The sequence below is a fragment of the Acinetobacter sp. Li1LvA2 genome (assembly GCF_056156705.1).
Genome location: NZ_JBSICF010000004.1, coordinates 136,610 through 155,602, shown reverse-complemented (window position 1 = coordinate 155,602; position 18,993 = coordinate 136,610). Strand labels below are relative to the sequence as shown.

The 18,993-nt window shown below is 39.9% G+C and carries 14 protein-coding genes; 7 read left to right on the top strand and 7 right to left on the bottom strand.

The features are described 5' to 3' along the window. Positions 1-406: 406 nt before the first annotated feature. Entirely contained in the window at positions 407-1,090 is a 684-nt protein-coding gene (locus ACS604_RS10255; RefSeq protein ID WP_474771644.1) for a Fe2+-dependent dioxygenase, read from the bottom strand. A 107-nt stretch (positions 1,091-1,197) separates the two neighbouring features. After that, positions 1,198-3,471, bottom strand: coding sequence for a TonB-dependent receptor (locus ACS604_RS10250; RefSeq protein WP_474771643.1), 2,274 nt, complete (start codon positions 3,469-3,471; stop codon positions 1,198-1,200). 414 nt (positions 3,472-3,885) lie between these two features. Here ACS604_RS10250 and tig point away from each other — a divergent pair, with 414 nt between their 5' ends. The 4 genes from tig (at position 3,886) to ACS604_RS10230 (ending at position 8,307) form a co-directional block, all read left to right on the top strand. After that, positions 3,886-5,220 carry a trigger factor gene (tig, locus tag ACS604_RS10245; protein WP_151821260.1) on the top strand — a complete coding sequence of 445 codons (1,335 nt, stop codon included), beginning with the start codon at positions 3,886-3,888 and terminating at the stop codon, positions 5,218-5,220. 193 nt (positions 5,221-5,413) lie between these two features. Continuing rightward, positions 5,414-6,019, top strand: coding sequence for an ATP-dependent Clp endopeptidase proteolytic subunit ClpP (clpP, locus tag ACS604_RS10240; protein ID WP_003654845.1), 606 nt, complete (start codon positions 5,414-5,416; stop codon positions 6,017-6,019). A 105-nt stretch (positions 6,020-6,124) separates the two neighbouring features. Further along, positions 6,125-7,438: an ATP-dependent Clp protease ATP-binding subunit ClpX gene (gene clpX / locus ACS604_RS10235; RefSeq protein ID WP_474771641.1), complete on the top strand. Its 1,314-nt coding sequence runs from the start codon at positions 6,125-6,127 to the stop codon at positions 7,436-7,438. A 152-nt stretch (positions 7,439-7,590) separates the two neighbouring features. Next, positions 7,591-8,307, top strand: a complete 717-nt coding sequence (locus ACS604_RS10230; protein WP_174740232.1) for a DUF2846 domain-containing protein — start codon at positions 7,591-7,593, stop codon at positions 8,305-8,307. A 24-nt stretch (positions 8,308-8,331) separates the two neighbouring features. On the opposite strand, the gene ACS604_RS10225 is transcribed toward ACS604_RS10230, so the two are convergent. The 5 genes from ACS604_RS10225 to ACS604_RS10205 form a co-directional block, all read right to left on the bottom strand. Next, a complete protein-coding gene (locus ACS604_RS10225) occupies positions 8,332-8,886 on the bottom strand; it encodes a DUF2059 domain-containing protein (RefSeq protein ID WP_151964008.1) in 555 nt (184 codons plus the stop codon). 141 nt (positions 8,887-9,027) lie between these two features. Then, on the bottom strand, positions 9,028-10,554 hold the full coding sequence (locus ACS604_RS10220) for a fumarate hydratase (RefSeq protein WP_004794749.1): 1,527 nt from the start codon (positions 10,552-10,554) through the stop codon (positions 9,028-9,030). A 228-nt stretch (positions 10,555-10,782) separates the two neighbouring features. Next, positions 10,783-12,927, bottom strand: coding sequence for a phosphate acetyltransferase (pta, locus tag ACS604_RS10215; RefSeq protein ID WP_474771638.1), 2,145 nt, complete (start codon positions 12,925-12,927; stop codon positions 10,783-10,785). Positions 12,928-12,972: 45 nt separating this feature from the next. Continuing rightward, entirely contained in the window at positions 12,973-14,175 is a 1,203-nt protein-coding gene (locus ACS604_RS10210; RefSeq protein ID WP_174759169.1) for an acetate/propionate family kinase, read from the bottom strand. Further along, positions 14,157-14,276 carry a hypothetical protein gene (locus ACS604_RS10205; protein WP_353155589.1) on the bottom strand — a complete coding sequence of 40 codons (120 nt, stop codon included), beginning with the start codon at positions 14,274-14,276 and terminating at the stop codon, positions 14,157-14,159. Before ACS604_RS10205 ends, ACS604_RS10210 begins: the two co-directional genes overlap by 19 nt. A gap of 659 nt (positions 14,277-14,935) precedes the next feature. Here ACS604_RS10205 and edd point away from each other — a divergent pair. The 3 genes from edd to ACS604_RS10190 all read left to right on the top strand — a co-directional run bounded on the left by edd (position 14,936) and on the right by ACS604_RS10190 (position 18,983). Next, a complete protein-coding gene (gene edd, locus ACS604_RS10200) occupies positions 14,936-16,789 on the top strand; it encodes a phosphogluconate dehydratase (RefSeq protein WP_174726959.1) in 1,854 nt (617 codons plus the stop codon). A gap of 20 nt (positions 16,790-16,809) precedes the next feature. Further along, positions 16,810-17,439, top strand: a complete 630-nt coding sequence (eda, locus tag ACS604_RS10195) for a bifunctional 4-hydroxy-2-oxoglutarate aldolase/2-dehydro-3-deoxy-phosphogluconate aldolase (protein ID WP_151964005.1) — start codon at positions 16,810-16,812, stop codon at positions 17,437-17,439. Positions 17,440-17,624: 185 nt separating this feature from the next. Further along, positions 17,625-18,983: a GntT/GntP/DsdX family permease gene (locus ACS604_RS10190; RefSeq protein ID WP_004794740.1), complete on the top strand. Its 1,359-nt coding sequence runs from the start codon at positions 17,625-17,627 to the stop codon at positions 18,981-18,983. Positions 18,984-18,993: the final 10 nt, after the last annotated feature.

The following is an 18,993-nucleotide window of genomic DNA, read 5'->3' as shown; positions in this document are numbered from 1 at the left end:
ACGTCTCTACTTAATATATGGTATCTAATTCAGAAAAATTAAAGGTAATTTTGAAGTGCTGCTTTAAAAAGCAGACAAAATTTTTATACGCGCGCGTGGCGCAGCATCAGGAGTTGCAGATGATGTCTTGCTTGAGTAGGCTGGGCAAACAAGTAATTCGTTTTCATCTCTAGACCGTAGAATAATAAGTTTGATGGTTTGCGGGTAATCTTGATATTTAGATATATCACATCTAAACAATGATTACACCTTGTGCAAAATTCTTATTATAATTTTAGTTAAGTTGTTTAGAAAATAATTTTCTAATTTTGCGCTGTTTTATTTTTTATGGAAAATTATTTTCATATTTTTGCCTTTTTAAGGTAAAAAAGATTATTAAGTCTTAAAAAGGCAAAAATAAATAGTGTTACAGTTCTGACCACATACGAATTAAATTATGATAAATGTTGGTGAGCTTCATGACTTCTGGGTAGTTATCGCCGTGTGATTTACGTAATTCTCGAATGCTCTCATCAAGATTAAATAAAAGATGGCGTTTACTATCGTCGCGTACCAAACTTTGTACCCAGAAAAAAGAAGCAAAACGAGTACCTGAAGTAATGCTACTGACTTCATGCAGGCTAGTAGACGGGTAGAGCACCACATCACCTGCTGGTAATTTGACTTCGTGATAACCATAAGTATCTTCAATAACAAGGTCACCACCTTCATATTCTTCGGGTTCACTTAAAAATAGCGTACAAGATAAATCGGTACGGAGCTGCTCAGAAGTGCCACGGATAAGACGAATTGAGTTGTCCACGTGAAAACCGAAGCTTTCATGTTTATCATAACGATTAAAAAGCGGTGGAATAATTTTGTGGGGTAGGGCCGCAGCCTGAAACACTGGATTTTGCCAAATTGCTTTGATGACAATATCACTCAAATGATGAGTAAGCGGGTCTTGTTCCGAGAGTTGCTGATTTCTTTTAACAGAAGCAGATAAGGTTCCAGCCGTCACTTTTCCACCTACCCAATTGGCTTCTTCCATAAGTTTCCGAAACTCGGCAACTTGCTCTTTGCTTAAAACATTGGGGATATGATGAATCACAGCAAACACCTTTTAATATAGATACTTCATTTGTAAAAATAGCCTCGTGACGAGGCTATTTTATATGAACTTTAATTAATTCCATAAATAAATTATGGAATTTAAACTTAGTACTTAAAGTTAATCGCTAAGACAGCATTACGGCCCATACCTTCAAACGCATAGTGAGCAGGGTGAGCACTTGTGAAATAACGTTTGTCAGAGATATTGTTAACATTAAGCTGTAAGTTTACGTTCTTGTTAACGTCGTATTTAGCCATAGCATTGTAAAGGGTATAGGTTGGTAAATACTTGTCTTCAAGCATAGTTGTGCCCGTATTTGTATTCGTAAATACTTTGTCACGGTACTCCGCACCTGCACCAACAGTTAATTTAGGCAAGATTCTATAAGTAGACCACAATGTTGCGCTATTTTTAGCTACGAAAGGAAGAGGCTTACCTTCTTGAGCAACTGCGTTATAAGCTGCTTTGGTAAGTTCACTGTCTAAGTAACTATAACCAGCTGAAACTTCCCATTTATCAGTTACCTTGCCGTTGAAACCAACTTCAAAGCCGTCAACTTTGCTTTCGCCCGCATTAGTTGAAGTGTTGGCGTCTATAGCGATACGAGTATTTTGCTTCTCTGTGCGGAAGATTGCAGCAGTTAAGTTTGCACGGTTATTAAATAGGTCCCATTTTGTGCCTATTTCGAAAGTACGTGCTTTTTCTGGGTCTAAATCATTTGCTTGTTGCGAAGATGTAGAGAGTGCATCTGCGCCGTCACCTTGGTCTACGCCAACTGGGTTAGCAGAAGTTGCAAAGCTTGCATAGATACTGCCATTTTCAGTTGGTTTATAGACTAGACCAGCTTGATAAGAGAAATAATCACTGTCGTTTTCAAATTTCTGACCAGCTGCAATGCTTACATCATTTGAGTAATTGCCGTTAGCTCCACCCACTGTTTTATAAATATTTTTATTATATTTACGTTCAGTTTCGAATTTATCCCAACGTATGCCCAAATTTAAAAGCCATTGAGGGTTAAATTCGATGCTATCCAACGCATATAAAGAAACGGTACGACTGCGGGTTGTATATTGATTGGTAATGCTACCTAAAGTATCGGTAAATGCTCCATTCATTGGATTATTTACTGATGTACACCAACCATTCGAAAGAGCACTGCTCGCAGGGCAGCTTGTATTATGTACAGTTGAGGTTGTACCAGAGTCATTTGTAAAAGTATAAACACCTTGGCTTGATTCCTGATAGCTCCACTCAGCACCTGTATTAAAAGAGTGCTTAAGTGCGCCAGTATTGAATTTCCCTTTTAATGCAAGCTGATCACTATAAGCATCAGTATCTACAATACGACTTAAAGCACGTCGAGAAATTGTCCCGTTTTTCGTTACATTACCTTTTGAGTCATCTGCATTTGTATAGATGTAATCTGATTTAGATTTTGTATACGACATCGTATTTGACAAAGTTAAATCATCAGCAAGATCTTGCTCTAATTTAAATGTACCAATATGGTTTTCACGTTTATCAAAATCACGCTCTTTCCAGCCGTAGTATGTCCCTTGTTTTACGTCAATTGGTTTTCCACCAACAGGAAGAAATGGAATACCTGCATCTGGTTCATCATTACTACGTAAATAGTAGTAGCTCAGTGTTCCACGAGTTGCAGTATCTAGGCCAAATGCAAGACTTGATGCAATACCGGCACGAGCATATTCAGCACCATTATTTGCACCAGCTTTTTCGTTTTCATGGCCCATAACCACAACACGACCAGCAACTCCGTTACCAAAATCTTTGTTAGCATCGAGCTGGATATGACGATAGTTGTCAGTACCACCTTGAACGCTACCTTGGTAAACGTCACCTTCATGAGCAACTTTAGGGATTAAATTAATACTTCCGCCTACACCGCCGCCGCCGCCAAGAGCAGAAGAAGAGCCTTTAATGACCTCAACTTGTTCGATGGCAAACATATCGCGATTTTGAGAAGTAGAATTACGAACACCATCAACGTAGACAGATGATTGAGCACTATAACCACGGATGTAGGGCATATCTGTAAACGGTGTACCACCTTCACCTGCACCTAACGTAATACCAGGTTCATAGCGTAAAGCTTCGAGTAGAGTATTAGAGTTTGTATCTTTAATTAATTTTTGAGAAAGAATAGAAACGGATTTTGGAGTATCTAAAAGGGGAGCAACTAATTTTGAATTTGCCGACTCATCTACTTTTAAAGATTCTTCGTGAGTTGCTTGAGTGTGAATGGTTGGTAATTGTGAAATTACTTCTTGTGCCATGGCTGTTGTTGCAATCATAGAAAGAGATGATGCGATTGCAGATGAAACAATTTTTTTACGTGTTCTAATCAATGACATGACATTCAGGACTTAAATATAAAACGTTATGCGAATAATAATAATTCTTATTTATATGTACAGTTTGTGTTAATTGGATTTGCCAATTGAATTGTGAAGACAAAGTGAATGATTAAATAGTAAAGTGTACTTTTATTTAGCTAATCTACTGATTCTTAGTAATTGTTTGTAAAAACGATTAAATTTAGATTTTGATTGTAATTTTAGATTTATGAAGAATAACTAAAAAATTAGTTTTACTTAAGGTCTTTTGAAAAATATTTAAAGAATCATAAAATTACTGTGAAATTTACGAGAATAATGACGCTAACTTAAATGAAGTGATCGGTTAATTTTGTATATCTTGAAAGTTGTCATATAATACAGCACTTTTAAAAAAACTGTTCCTACTCACTAATTTTTATCGAGGAAGCCATGCAAGTAACGACTGAAGCGGTTTCGGGCGTTGCCCGTCGTTTAAATGTGTCTGTACCGACGAGCCGTATTAACGAGCAATTTGAAGCTCGTTTGAAACGCACTGCCAAAACTGTGAAGATCAACGGCTTCCGTCCAGGTAAAGTACCTGAAAACGTTGTTCGCCGCGAATACGGTGCAAGCATTTATCAAGAAGTTGTAAATGACATCATTCGTGATAGCGTTTTTGAAGCAATTCAACAAGAAAAAATCAATGCGGTAGGTATGCCGAACATTGATAAAGTTGAACATAAAGAAGATGCTTTAGTTTTTGAAGCGACTGTAGAAGTTTATCCAGAAGTTGCAGTACAAGCATTCGACGGTTTAGAAGTTGAACGTAAAACAGCTGAAATTAAAGATGCTGACGTTGATGCTATGATCGAAAACTTGCAAAAACAACGTCAAACTTGGGCTGTTACCAAGGGTATGGCGAAAAAAGACATGCAAGTGACTTTTGACTTTGAAGGCACTATCGACGGTGAAAAGTTTGAAGGCGGTTCTGCTGAAGACTTTAAACTCGTATTAGGTTCAGGTCGTATGATTCCTGGGTTTGAAGACGGCATCGTTGGTATGAAAGCTGGTGAAGAGAAAGTAATTGATGTTACTTTCCCAGAAGACTACCAAGCTGAAAACTTGGCTGGTAAAGCAGCTCAGTTCAAAATCACTGTGAAGCAAGTTGAAAAATCAAAACTTCCAGAAATTGATGCTGAATTCTTGAAAATCTTCGGTGTAACTGAAGAAGAAGGCGTTGAGAAATTAAAAGCTGACGTTCGTAAGAATATGGAACGTGAAGTTCGCAATGGTTTACGTAACCAAGTTAAACAAGCTGCTTTTGATGCACTTGTTGCTGCGAACGAAGTTGAAGTTCCAACTGCAATGGTTGCTCAAGAAATTGATCGTCAACGTCAACAAATGGTTCAGCAGTTCACTCAACAGTTCGGTGGTGCAGGCGCGCAATCTTTTGACAAGAGCATGCTTCCTGACGAATTGTTCAAAGAACAAGCAGAGCGTTCTGTTAAGCTTGGCGTATTGGTAAGCAAAGTTTTAGCTGACGCTAAACTTGAAGTTGACCAAGCTCGCGTTGATGCTTACATCGACGACATGGCTTCTTCTTACGAAGATCCAACGGAAGTGATTGAATACTTCAAGAATGATGCTCAACAACGTGCTCAAATCGAAGCAGTTGTATTAGAAGATCAAGTTGTTGATCACATCTTAGCTGGTGCTAAAGTGACTGACAAAGCTGTATCTTATGATGACTTATTGAAAGAACAACAAGCTCGCCGTATGGGCTAATCTTTTAAGAAGTCAGAAAAAGGCGCTTTAGGCGCCTTTTTTGTTTTTCTTTATATGGTCAATTTGAGTGCGACATTAAGTACTTAGGTATAAATAATATAATATTTCAGTGCGAACCTTTTGCAATTTGAGAAATTATCCCGCATATTGTTGCCATAGGTTAAGTCACAAAAAATTTAGGAATAAATAACGTATGTATGTTCCAACAATTGAAAATGCTTTAGTTCCTGTTGTGGTTGAACAATCTTCTCGCGGCGAACGTTCTTTTGATATTTATTCACGACTTTTACGTGAGCGCGTCATTTTTTTAACAGGTGAAGTTGAAGACAACATGGCAAATCTAATTGTTGCCCAAATGTTGTTTTTAGAAGCTGAAAACCCTGATAAAGATATCCACCTTTATATCAACTCTCCAGGTGGATCTGTGACAGCGGGCATGGCTATTTATGACACGATGCAGTTTATTAAACCTGATGTCGTAACATATTGTATGGGCCAAGCTGCTTCAATGGGTGCATTCTTATTAAATGCTGGTGCTAAAGGCAAACGCTATTGCCTAGAAAATGCCCGTGTCATGATTCACCAACCATTAGGTGGTTTCCGCGGTCAAGCATCGGATATTGAAATTCATGCGCGTGAAATTCTATTTATTAAAGAACGTTTAAACCGCTTAATGGCAGAGCATAGTGGTCAAGACTACGAAACTGTTGCTCGTGATACTGACCGTGATAACTTTATGACAGCACAGTCTGCTAAAGAATATGGTTTGGTTGATCAGGTGTTAAGTAAGCGTCCATAAGGACCTTCTTATATAAATAACTTGAGATGTTGAAAAAGATCTCCATTTAGTTATTTATGCAGTGCATCTTGCCCTAATATTTAAGATTCTATTTGTGGAGTGAATATGTCCGAACATCCTCAAGGACAAAAACATTGTTCATTTTGCGGTAAAACGCAGTCTGAAGTCGGGAAACTGATTGCAGGTGAGGACGCATATATTTGTAATGAGTGTGTGGATGTCTGCTTAGACCTTGTACAAACCAGCCAGCAGGTTGAAGCAGGGGACTGGGCGAGTAAGGCATTGCCAAAACCACATGAAATACGTGCTGCGCTTGATCAATATGTAATTGGTCAAGATCTTGCCAAAAAGACATTATCTGTTGCGGTTTATAACCATTATAAACGCCTAAAAGTTGGTCATAATGGACATGTGTCTAAAGAAGTAGAAATTGCTAAAAGTAACATTCTATTAATTGGACCTACAGGTTCGGGTAAAACTTTACTTGCGCAAACATTGGCTCGCCTATTAGACGTTCCATTTGCAATGGCAGATGCAACGACATTAACCGAAGCTGGTTATGTCGGCGAAGATGTTGAAAATATTGTACAAAAGCTTTTGCAAAAAGCGGACTACGATGTAGAGAAAGCTCAGAAGGGCATTATCTATATTGACGAGATTGACAAGATTACTCGTAAATCTGAAAACCCGTCAATTACGCGTGATGTTTCTGGTGAAGGTGTACAACAAGCATTATTAAAAATGATTGAAGGTACAGTGGCTTCTATTCCTCCGCAAGGTGGACGTAAGCATCCGCAGCAAGAGTTTATCCAAATTGACACTTCGAATATCTTGTTTATTTGTGGTGGTGCATTTTCTGGTTTGGAAAAAATTGTACAGCAGCGTCAAGAGAAAGGCGGTATTGGTTTTACAGCTGATGTTAAAAACAAAGATGAAACCAAAAAACTTGCTGAATTGTTCCGTCAGGTTGAGCCAACCGACTTAGTGAAATTTGGTTTAATTCCAGAATTCATTGGTCGTTTACCAGTGATTGCGACACTTGAAGAGTTGGATGAAGAAGCATTAATGCAAATTTTGACTGAGCCAAAAAATGCATTAACTCGCCAGTATCAATATCTTTTCACTATGGAAAATGTTGATCTGATCTTTGAAGTTTCTGCATTGCGTGCTATCGCGAAGAAAGCACTTGAACGCAATACGGGTGCGCGTGGTTTACGTTCTATTATGGAGAACGTGCTGCTTGAAACCATGTACGATTTACCAAGTCGTACTGACGTTGGGACAGTCATTATTAATGAAGCAGTCATTAATGGTGAAGCAGAACCTGTTTATAAAGCAGAGCGTCAACCTAAAGAAGCTACAACACATGAAAGTGTTGTTAAGGCAGATTTAAAGGTTATTGATTCGAAGTCTGCATAGATTTCATTCATCTAAAAAGCATGAATCGCGTGAGTGATTCATGCTTTTTTTGTTTTCAATTTATGTGCGCGGTGTTAATCTTAAAAATACAAAATACGCATAGTTTTGCGTTGTAAAAAATAAATCAAAAACAAAACGCTTTGAGGGATGCCATGCGTTATTTAATCGTATCTTTGTGCTGTGCCGGATTGTTTGTGGGCTGTCAAAATTCATCTCATTTAGAAAAAAATACGGGTGAATTGACTGCAACCTTACCTAAAGTTGATGTTGAAAAAGAACCTGGTTTGTTTGATCAATATCATGTGGGTGGTTTTGCTGTAGGTGGTTGGGTTAACCAAAAGTTGGGTCAGACTTTTGCTCCAGTCAAACCACAAAATCAGCAAGCTGCTGTAGTTTATCTTTATCGACCAGACACGAAATGGAATCGTCAGGAAATTGCGGCGATAAATCTCTTTGTGAATGGCAAGCGTATTCCGAGTCTATTACATAATCATTATTACTGGATTGAATTGCCAGCAGGCACTTATCGTCTTTCTGCAAGCCGCCCTTTACTTGGTATTCATTTTCAAGAACCGAAATATATTGATATCACTGTTGAGGCGGGAACGTCTTATTATTTGAAATATGATGAAGAGAACAAAATGGACCGTGGTGAACACACTGGCCCATTTATGTTAATGCAAGACAATATAGGACGTAGAGAGATAGCATTTACCGAGCTTAAATCTTCTAGCTACAACTTTGTGGCTGAAGAAGCTTCAGGAAAGATTCGACATAAACCACAAGAATTAAAGCCAGCCAAATATGATGAAAAATCAGATGTACATCTGATTAAGCCATTTAAATTATGGAATCCTTTAACTTGGTAATGGACTGCAAAAGATAAAGAAAAATTAAGACTTTTCTTTATCTTTCATGAGTGGGGCAATAATTTTAAGCATCTCTTCTTGCATATGATCTCGTGCTTTAGGGTCATTAAATGTTTGCTGTCCCAACTCCATCATATATTCTGAAATTTGCCCCATAATCTGCACGTTCTTACGTGTAATTGATTGGCCTTCTGGGGTTTTTAAAAATTTCAGATTAGCCTGAATTTCTTCTTCAGTATAAGTCTTAAGATAAATATCTTGTAAGGCTTGAGTGGTTTTTGGATTGCTAATGAGCTGATTGCTCGAATCTTTCAAAAGTAAACCTAACTTTTTCGCGGCCTCTTTTTCTTTTGGACCTAAAGTTTTGATACCCGTGATATTACTAACGATCTGTTCTGCCTGTTGATCATAGTAAGGTGTTAATTCATTAATTGATTCTTTAAGTAGGTAATCAATTTGGCTCATTTGCATGAGTTCTTTGACTGAACTTAACTTAGCAGGAGACGCAAATAAGCTTGTTGTAATACAGCTTAAGCAGAGGCTGATTGAAAGGTTTTTAAGAATAGGGCGAATAGTCATGAAATGACCTATATTCAATATATGGCGAGAGAGTGCATTTATTAATAGCACAGATTGAAGAAGTAATTGTTACAATTCTTTTCAGATTTTAAAATAAAAAAAGAATGCAAAAAAAAGCACCGGATTCGGTGCTTTTCTTGATTAGCCAGCTGCTGCATCGACTACTGGAATTTTTCCAATTTTCGCTTGCCAGATTTTTGGAGCTACTGCGTGAATTGAAGTACCGTTTACATCAACTGCAACAGAAACAGGCATATCTTCAACGACGAATTTGTAGATGGCTTCCATACCTAAGTCTGCAAACGCAACAACTTCAGCTTCACGAACAGCTTTAGATACGAGATAAGCCGCACCACCAACTGCCATTAAGTAAGTTGCTTTGTTGTCTTTGATTGCTTCAATTGCTGTAGGACCACGTTCAGCTTTACCGATCATGCCGAACATGCCAGTGTGCTCAAGTACTTTACGTGTGAATTTGTCCATACGGGTTGCAGTTGTTGGACCTGCTGAACCGACTACTTCATCACGAACTGGATCGACTGGACCTACGTAGTAAATGAACTTACCTTTAAGATCAACTGGTAATTCTTCACCATTGTCGATCATTTCAACCATACGTTTGTGTGCAGCATCACGACCTGTGTACATTGTTCCGCTAAGAAGTAATGTGTCGCCTGGTTTCCAAGAATCCATTTCTTCTTGAGTAATGGTATCAAGGTTTACGCGTTTAGACTGTGAAGCATCCCAAGTTACTGAAGGGTAGTCTTCAAGTTTTGGTGCTTGAATATGAGCTACGCCTGTACCATCAAGCTGGAAGTGAGCATGACGAGTAGCAGCACAGTTAGGAATCATACCAACTGGTTTACCAGCAGCATGACATGGGTAATCTTTAATTTTAATATCAAGGACAGTCGTTAAACCACCAAGACCTTGAGCACCAATACCAAGTGCGTTTACTTTTTCAAAGATTTCGATACGAAGTTCTTCGATTTTGTTCTCTGGTCCACGGCGAAGTAATTCGTCCATGTTGATTTCTTCCATGAGCGCCTCTTTAGCAAGCATCATGGCTTTTTCAGCAGTACCACCAATACCAATACCGAGCATACCTGGAGGACACCAGCCTGCACCCATAGTTGGAACAGTTTTAAGTACCCAGTCAACAATCGAGTCAGATGGGTTAAGCATTGCAAGTTTAGATTTGTTTTCTGAACCGCCACCTTTAGCAGCAACAGTAATATCTACTTTATTACCCGGAACGAGTTTATAGTGAATTACAGCAGGGGTATTATCTTTTGTATTTTTACGACCAAATGCAGGATCAGCAAGTACAGATGCACGAAGAACATTGCTGTTTTCAAGGTAACCTTGGCGAACACCTTCGTTTACCGCATCGTCTAAGCTCATTGTTAAATCAAATTTAACATCTAAGCCCACTTCAAGGAAAACGTTAACAATACCAGTGTCTTGGCAAATTGGACGATGACCTTCCGCACACATGCGAGAGTTAATTAGAATCTGTGCAATTGCATCCTTTGCGGCTTTGTTTTCTTCGCGATCATAAGCACGGCTCATCGCTTGGATAAAGTCTTGCGGGTGATAGTACGAAATAAACTGTAGGGCGTCCTTGATCGATGTAATCAAGTCATCTTGTTTGATAATCGTTGTCATACCAGAAAATCTCTTGAGCGGGCTGTTAGCTAGCGGGCTAAATTATATGACAAAAAGATAGTGTTGTGGGAGATTGGTTGATCTTTTGACCGAAAGTCGCATAAGAAGATATTGAAGTGATTTAAATGCCAGGAATCGGAAAATTAATTATTTTTGAATGACTAAAATAAAAAAAGCCATTTGAGCGGACATCAAATGGCGAGAGGTAGTAAAGGTGAATTATATTAATTATTTGGCAGCGGCTTGCTGTTCTGCCTGAATTGCTGTTAATGCAATGGTAAAGACGATGTCATCTACCAATGCTCCACGAGACAAGTCATTAACAGGCTTGTTTAGGCCTTGCAGCATTGGTCCAACGCTCACAACATTTGCAGCACGCTGTACTGCTTTGTAAGTGGTATTACCCGTATTTAAATCTGGGAAAATAAATACATTTGCACGGCCAGCAACGCGTGAGTCTGGTGCCTTTTGACGGCCTACACTTTCAACTGAAGCTGCATCGTATTGAAGTGGACCATCAATCAGTAAATCAGGACGACGTTGCTGAGCAATTTGAGTTGCTTGCTGTACTTTTTCAACATCTGCGCCAGTTCCAGAAGTGCCTGTTGAGTAGCTGATCATGGCAATACGCGGGTCAATTCCAAATGCTTTCGCTGAGTCAGCAGACTGAATCGCAATTTCAGCCAATTGTTCTGCTGTAGGGTCTGGGTTAATCGCACAGTCACCGTAGACATAGACTTCATCTGGTAAAAGCATAAAGAATATTGATGAAACTAATGAATATTCAGGGGCTGTCTTGATGAGCTGGAATGCGGGGCGAACTGTATTTGCTGTGGTGTGTACCGCACCTGAAACCAAACCATCCACATGGTCTAGGGCCAACATCATAGTGCCAAGCACTACAGTGTCTTGTAATTGATCTTTAGCTTGTAATTCGTTGAGTTTACCTTTACGTAGCTCAACCATTGGTGCAACGTATTGGTTGCGAATACTATCAGGATCGACAATTGCCAATTCGGCAGGTAATTCAATACCACGTGCTTTTGCAACATCGTGCACAGCATCTGGTTTAGCTAACAAAATACAGTCAGCAATACCACGTGCCTGACAAATTGCTGCAGCTTGAATAGTGCGTGGTTCATCACCTTCAGGTAGTACAATCCGTTTTTTCGCTGCAATCGATTTTTGCACCAGTTCATGACGGAAAGCCGATGGCGATAGGCGAGGGGTAGCAGCATTGTTACTGTGCTGCTTAAGCCATTCAACATCAATATGACTTGAAACAAATCGGGTCACTTGCTCAGCACGTTCGATATCGTCTGTTGGAATTTCATTGCCAAAATTAGACAGGCGCTGTGCAGTTTCCAATGTATTTAAACGGGTATGTAAAATCGGCAATCCTTGTTTAATCGCACTTTGACAAAACTCTAAAAGCTCAGGTGCTGGCGCTTCTCGTTCTGTAAGTACTAAACCAGCCAGAGGAATACCATTGCTAGTTGCTAAACTGCTTGCAAGTAAAACATCTGTACGCTCAGATGCGCTAATGATTAATTCGCCTGCAATAAACTTATTCAGTTCATATTCAATGCTTGAAGCAATTAGACTCGAATGCAAAATACGACGTGTTTTGGCTTCCCCTTGATGTACCCATTGCCCATCAATGACATTTGCAATATCGAGAGTCCTTGGTACGCTCAGTGTATTACTAAAAGGAACAAGTCCAATAATTGGTAAGTCACTAGAGCCGAAATAACGATTATATTTTTGCAGTTCGCTCGTAAATTTTGTGATTTCTTCAGTCGGTCGTAATGATGGATCAAATGCAACAGGAATTTGTGCTGTTTCTTCAGTTAATCCACGAGTACGCATAAAGAGTACACCAGCAGTACGATTTGACGCTGCACCGCCAAATTGACGTAAATGAGCATCTACTTTTTCTGCTGTTTTTTTCGGATTTTGAATATCTGCTGTACTGACCAAGACAACTTCCGCATCAAGTGCTTGTGCAAGACTTGCATTGAGTTCACTGGCAAAGTGGTCTTGTCCGTTAGGTAATAAGCCTTCCACAATAATGACATCATGGTCTGCTGCAACGCTACGGTGGAGGCTAACCGCTTCTTCAAGTAATTCATCTACTTCTCCAGCGGCAATAAGCTGGGTTAATTTTTCATGCGAAATAGATTGAACAGTTTTACTTTGAAATAAATGACCAAATAATGAAGTGGTTCGGTCAAGAGGTTCTTGGTCTTCTTGAGAAAATGGTTTTAAAAAGCCTGCTTTAATCCCGTTACAATCAAGTGCGTAAATCATGCCTAAGCAGGCAGAGGTTAAACCAACCCCTTCGCCTGTAGGAATCAATAAAATTGTATTCATATAAACCTATAAATAAACGAATATCGAGTTTTCGCTGAGCTCTAATTAAGCCAGGCTTGCTACAGATGCTGTATTTTCTGCCGCTTCTACAACTTGACGAGTTTCTTTGGCAATACGACCTTCTTCATCTGTAGGAATGACCCAAATTTGAGGACCAGTTCCATTGTCGATTCGGCCTTCAGTACCACGTTTTAGGTTATTGTTTTGGTCTTTATTTAGCTGTAAACCAAAATGAGGTAAATAAGCTAAGGTTTTTTCACGAATATAAGCTGAGTTCTCACCAATACCACCTGTGAAAATTAAACCGTCTAAAGTTGGTAAACCACAGCTTAATGCAGCAAGTGATTTTGCAAGGCGATAGCTAAAGACTTCAATTGCAAGACAAGCATCTTCGTTGCCATTTTCAGCCGCTTCAATCACTGTGCGCATGTCATTAGAGAGTTGAGATAAGCCTAATAAGCCACTTTCGTTATTTAAAACTTTATCAATTTTTGCTAAGTCCCAACCGAGGTTTTTCGCAAGGAAGCTATGTAAGCTTGGATCAACATCACCACTACGCGTTCCCATCACTACGCCTTCAAGTGGAGTGAGACCCATAGAGGTATCAACACTTTGTCCATTCCATACTGCGCAAGTTGAACTGCCATTTCCTAGATGCGCTGTTAACCATCCACCTTTTTTCAGATTGCCTGCAAGCTCACTTGCTTTATCAGACACATAGGCGTGGCTTGTCCCATGGAAACCATAACGGCGGACGTTGTGGTCAGTATATAAAAATTTAGGAATTGCATAACGATATGCATGCGGTGGCATGGTTTGATGGAATGCAGTGTCGAATACGGCAACTTGAGGTAATTCAGGGAATAGGCGTACGGTTGCATCAATACCAATTAAATGTGCTGGGTTATGAAGTGGAGCTAAAGGCGTCGCAGCACGAATACGTTCAATAATTTCAGGAGTGAGTAATTCTGCTTTGGTAAGGCTTCCACCATGTACAACACGGTGACCGATCGCTTGCGGTTTGTAGTTGGCAAGACGTGCAAGTAAAGTTTCTAAAGCTTTGGCGTGGTCAGCATAAGGAATTGAAAGTTCAAGTGGTTCGCCACCTACTGTAACTCCCTTAATACGAGCGTCAGCTGCCCCCAAGTTTTCTGCTAAACCGTAAATACGGTCTTCACGACGCTCTGAAACCAGTGCGTATTTAATAGATGAAGAGCCGCAATTGATAACTAATACTGATATAGCCACGTTGAAATACCCAAGTCCTGATTTAAAGTAGTTTTCCTAACTTCCTGTTCAAGATGTATTATTTTCCGATACAAATTGAACGGGTTGTCATGTTTTATCATGTGTTGTTTTTCTGTCCAAGATAGACTTTAGCCCATTAGACTTAAGCACTATCGACCATCAAATTATTTCTAACTAATATCTGTCCAGTATAAAGCTTAACCACTGTATTCCTTGTTTTTTTATATGCCTAGAAAAGAGTTTTTTGTATATATTTATGAAAAAATAAAACTGAATGAAAAACGTATTTTAAATCTTAAAGATTGATTCTTTATTGAATAGGTATCTCATGTCTTTAAATTAAATTTTAAGCATATATTACAAATAATATACGTAAGTTAAATTAAGTTTTAATAGCATTCGAGAGAATTAAAAAGAACCAAATATAGTTTTATTAATACTAAAAATTAGAATGAAAAGAACATCATTTATATATTGTTAATTATATTTCATTACATTGATATTGCGATAATTTTACCGTATTTTTTAAGGTTTATTTTAGGTTTAAATATACCTCATTATTAATAAGAATTTTGTCTAAAATATAAACTTACTATGCCTTTAAAGCTTGTGCTGAGGCCATTACAGCAGCATTGACTGGGGTTGCATGTCGCTTTTTGCCTGAATAATATTGTTCATCCTTTTTCAAATGATTATAAGAAATATATCATTTGGTCTATTTTTATATTCCGGCTTATCCGGTTGTACAGGAGCGTCCAGCATGGACTTGCCGAACCCTATATTGGCAAAAGTTACCGAGCGTGTAATCGCACGTAGTCAAAAAACTCGTTCTGCATATTTACAACGTATTGAACATGCACAAGGCAAATTTCCTGCTCGTGGAGCACTTTCATGTGCCAATCTGGCTCATGGTTTCGCCAGCATGGAAGATAATGAAAAGTTAATTATTAAAGTAGGTCGTGAGCCAAATATTGGCATCGTATCTTCATATAACGAAATGCTTTCGGCCCATGCACCTTATAAAACATTTCCAGATTTAATTAAAACAGCCGCTCGTGAGAATGGTGGCGTAGCACAGTTTGCAGGTGGTGTTCCTGCGATGTGTGACGGTATTACCCAAGGTAATGCTGGCATGGAACTATCTTTGTTCTCTCGCGAAACCATTGCGATGAGCACAGCGATTGCATTGTCTCATAACATGTTTGACGCAGCTTTATGTCTGGGTGTTTGCGACAAGATTGTGCCAGGCTTACTGATTGGTGCTTTGCAGTTTGGTTATTTGCCTACTATTTTTGTGCCAGCTGGCCCAATGACCAGTGGGTTATCTAACGATGAGAAAGCTAAGATCCGTCAGCAATTTGCAACGGGTCAGGTTGGCCGAGATGCTTTGTTAGAAGCTGAGTCAGCTGCTTATCACGGACAAGGGACTTGTACTTTTTACGGTACAGCCAACAGTAACCAGATGCTGATGGAAGTTATGGGCTTGCATTTGCCAAGTGCGGCTTTTGTTCATCCTCACACACCATTACGTGATGCACTTACTGCAGAAGCGGCAATTCGTGTACTGGATTTAACAGTTGAGCGCGGAAACTACACGCCGATTGGTCATGTGATTGATGAAAAAGCCATTATCAATGGCATCGTGGCATTGCTCGCGACAGGTGGTTCAACCAATCATACTTTGCACCTTATTGCGATTGCTCGTGCCGCAGGCATCTTAATTGACTGGGATGACTTTGATGAGTTGTCTGCTGTCGTTCCATTGCTCGCAAAAATCTATCCAAATGGTAAAGCCGATGTAAACCATTTCCAAGCTGCGGGTGGGGTTGCTTTCCTCATTCGTAACTTACTTGAGGCTGGTTTATTGCATAACGACGTAATCACAGTGGCTGGTAAAGGCTTGCACCATTACACCAAAGAACCAAAACTGATTGATGGCAAACTGACTTGGGTTGATGGTGTGGTTCAGAGTCTTGATGACAAAGTTTTACGTAGTATTGATGCGCCGTTTCAACCAGATGGTGGCTTGCGTTTAATGCAGGGTCGCCTTGGCCGTGGTGTCATCAAGATTTCTGCTGTTGCACCAGAACATCGCAAAGTTAAAGCTCCGGCAATCGTGTTTGATTCTCAAGAAGCAGTGCAAGCTGCGTTTGATCGTGGTGAATTACACCGAGACTTTATTGCGGTTGTTCGTTTCCAAGGTGCTCGTGCTAACGGTATGCCTGAATTGCATCGTTTAACGCCTGTGTTGGGTGTTTTACAAGATCAAGGTTTCCACGTTGCTTTAGTGACTGATGGCCGTATGTCTGGTGCTTCAGGCAAAGTTCCTGCGGTGATTCACTTATCTCCAGAAGCCTTACTAAATGGGCCGATTGCTAAAGTGCAAACAGGCGATATGTTGATTATTGATGCTGAGGCAGGCGTACTCGATGTTGAAATAGATGAACAGACTTGGCAGTCGCGTCCCGTTGCACAGCCAGAACATCAGGCAGAAAACGAAGTTGGCTTTGGCCGCGAATTATTTGGTGTTTTCCGTGCTGCTGCTGCGCCAGCTGAACATGGAGCATCTGTATTTGGTGCATTAGTTGGTGAAACTTCACCAGAGCAGATTTGAGTCAAAGGAACTGAAAAATAATGATTAAAATTGAAGATATCGTCAAATTAGGTCCAGTCATTCCCGTATTGGCATTTGATTCTGCCGAGCAAGGTGAAGATGTATCACGTGCTTTACATGCTGGCGGTGTAAAAGTCCTTGAAATTACGTTGCGTACTGCTGCGGGTCTTGCTGCTATTGAGCGTGCTAGCCAATTGGCAGATGACATTGTGGTCGGTGTAGGTACGATTACCAAGCCAGAACATTGTGCTCAAGCTAAAAAAGCAGGTGCTCAATTTGGTGTATCTCCCGGTTTGACTAAAGATCTGCATTTGGCTGCACAAGATGCCGGCTTGCCTTTATTGCCTGGTGTGATGACACCAAGTGACCTGATTCAGGCAATTGAATTAGGTTATGACATTGTAAAGTTCTTCCCAGCTCAACAGGCAGGTGGAGTTGAGATGCTAAAAGCATTTTATGGTCCATTTCCAAACTTACGTTTTTGCCCGACTGGCGGAATTACGGCAGAGTCAGCACCGGATTTCTTAAAGCAACCTAACGTGGTTTGTGTAGGTGGTTCATGGTTAACACCTAAAGCTACTGTAGCTGCACAAGAATGGGCTGAAATTACTCGCTTGGCACAAATTGCGAGTCAGTTGAGAGCACCGTAGATGTAGTCGATATTTATAAAAAATGAAGTGCATTTTGTGTGCTTTAAAGGCTGTATTGATGTGACCAGTTTGTGCTGGTCACACCTAAATATAAAAATTTAATGTCTTAACAGTAGGAATTACTGTGGTTGAAGACCTTTGTTTAGGCAGTGTGCCTAAATAATTATTCCAAGGAGAAGTGTCCCATGGAGACGGTTCAGGGTGGCATGTTACTGATCTACACTGTAATCGCGATTATTGCTTTAGTGGTCATGATCGCGAAGTTTAGAATTTATCCATTTCTGGTTCTCATTATTGTTTCACTTGGTTTAGCTTTAGCTGTTGGCATGCCAATGGGCGATATTGTTAAGTCATATGAAGCTGGTACTGGTAAAACCCTAGGCCACCTTGCGATTGTAATCGCATTAGGAACAATGCTCGGCAAAATGATGGCTGAGTCGGGTGGCGCAGAGCGAATAGCAATTACTTTAATTAAGTGGTTTGGTGAGAAAAATATTCACTGGGCCATGATGTTTATTGCCCTTATTGTTGGGCTTCCCGTATTTTTCGAAGTAGGTTTCGTTCTACTCATTCCAATTGCGTTCAACATTGCGAAGCGAACAGGCAAATCCTTACTGGTTGTAGGCTTGCCAATGGTTGCTGGTTTGTCGGTTGTGCATGGCTTAATTCCACCACATCCAGCAGCGTTGTTAGCAGTACAGGCTTATCATGCTGATATTGGTAAAACAATTGCTTATAGTCTGATAGTGGGTGTGCCAACAGCTATTGTTGCTGGACCATTGTATGCACTTTGGATCAATAAATACGTCAAATTGCCTGAAAATAACCCGTTAGCGAAGCAGTTTATTGAAGCAGATACGAATAGAACTCGCGAGCTACCAAGCTTTGGGATTACCTTATTTACCATCATGCTGCCAGTTGTATTGATGTTAATCGGCAGTTGGGCAGATCTTTTCTTTGCACCACAAACTTTTGCAAACGACTTACTACGTTTTATTGGTACTTCTGATATCGCATTACTCATCGCAGTATTGGTCAGCTTTATTACTTTCGGTACGATGCAGGGCTTTAACCGTGAACAAATTGAAAAATTCTGTGGCGGATGTTTAGCTTCTATTGCTGGGATTATGTTGATTGTAGGTGCTGGCGGTGGTTTTGGTGGCATTTTGCGTGACACCGGTATTTCTAATGAGATTGTTTCTACAGCTTTAAAGGCAAATTTATCGCCGTTATTGTTGGGCTGGTTTGTTGCAGCATTAATTCGTTTGGCAACAGGATCGGCAACGGTTGCCATGGCTACAGCTTGTAGCATTGTGGCTCCAATTGCAGCCACAGCGGGAGTTGCGGTTAGACCAGAACTTTTGGTACTTGCCACAGGTTCAGGTTCATTAGTTTTCTCACATGTAAATGACGCAGGATTCTGGTTAATCAAAGAATATTTTGGTATGACAGTAGGACAGACACTCAAGACTTGGTCAGTATTAGAAACGATCATTTCGGTGTTGGGTTTATCTTTCACGCTACTGCTTAGCACTATTTTATAATTAAAGGTGA

Bases quoted from the DNA above. Each gene is read 5' to 3' on its own strand.
- ACS604_RS10220 (WP_004794749.1), bottom strand. From the start codon at position 10,554: ATGACAACGATTATCAAACAAGATGACTTGATTACATCGATCAAGGAC.
- ACS604_RS10250 (WP_474771643.1), bottom strand. From the start codon at position 3,471: ATGTCATTGATTAGAACACGTAAAAAAATTGTTTCATCTGCAATCGCA.
- clpP (WP_003654845.1), top strand. From the start codon at position 5,414: ATGTATGTTCCAACAATTGAAAATGCTTTAGTTCCTGTTGTGGTTGAA.
- ACS604_RS10190 (WP_004794740.1), top strand. From the start codon at position 17,625: ATGGAGACGGTTCAGGGTGGCATGTTACTGATCTACACTGTAATCGCG.
- eda (WP_151964005.1), top strand. From the start codon at position 16,810: ATGATTAAAATTGAAGATATCGTCAAATTAGGTCCAGTCATTCCCGTA.
- edd (WP_174726959.1), top strand. From the start codon at position 14,936: ATGGACTTGCCGAACCCTATATTGGCAAAAGTTACCGAGCGTGTAATC.
- pta (WP_474771638.1), bottom strand. From the start codon at position 12,927: ATGAATACAATTTTATTGATTCCTACAGGCGAAGGGGTTGGTTTAACC.
- tig (WP_151821260.1), top strand. From the start codon at position 3,886: ATGCAAGTAACGACTGAAGCGGTTTCGGGCGTTGCCCGTCGTTTAAAT.
- ACS604_RS10230 (WP_174740232.1), top strand. From the start codon at position 7,591: ATGCGTTATTTAATCGTATCTTTGTGCTGTGCCGGATTGTTTGTGGGC.
- ACS604_RS10205 (WP_353155589.1), bottom strand. From the start codon at position 14,276: ATGATAAAACATGACAACCCGTTCAATTTGTATCGGAAAATAATACAT.
- ACS604_RS10225 (WP_151964008.1), bottom strand. From the start codon at position 8,886: ATGACTATTCGCCCTATTCTTAAAAACCTTTCAATCAGCCTCTGCTTA.
- clpX (WP_474771641.1), top strand. From the start codon at position 6,125: ATGTCCGAACATCCTCAAGGACAAAAACATTGTTCATTTTGCGGTAAA.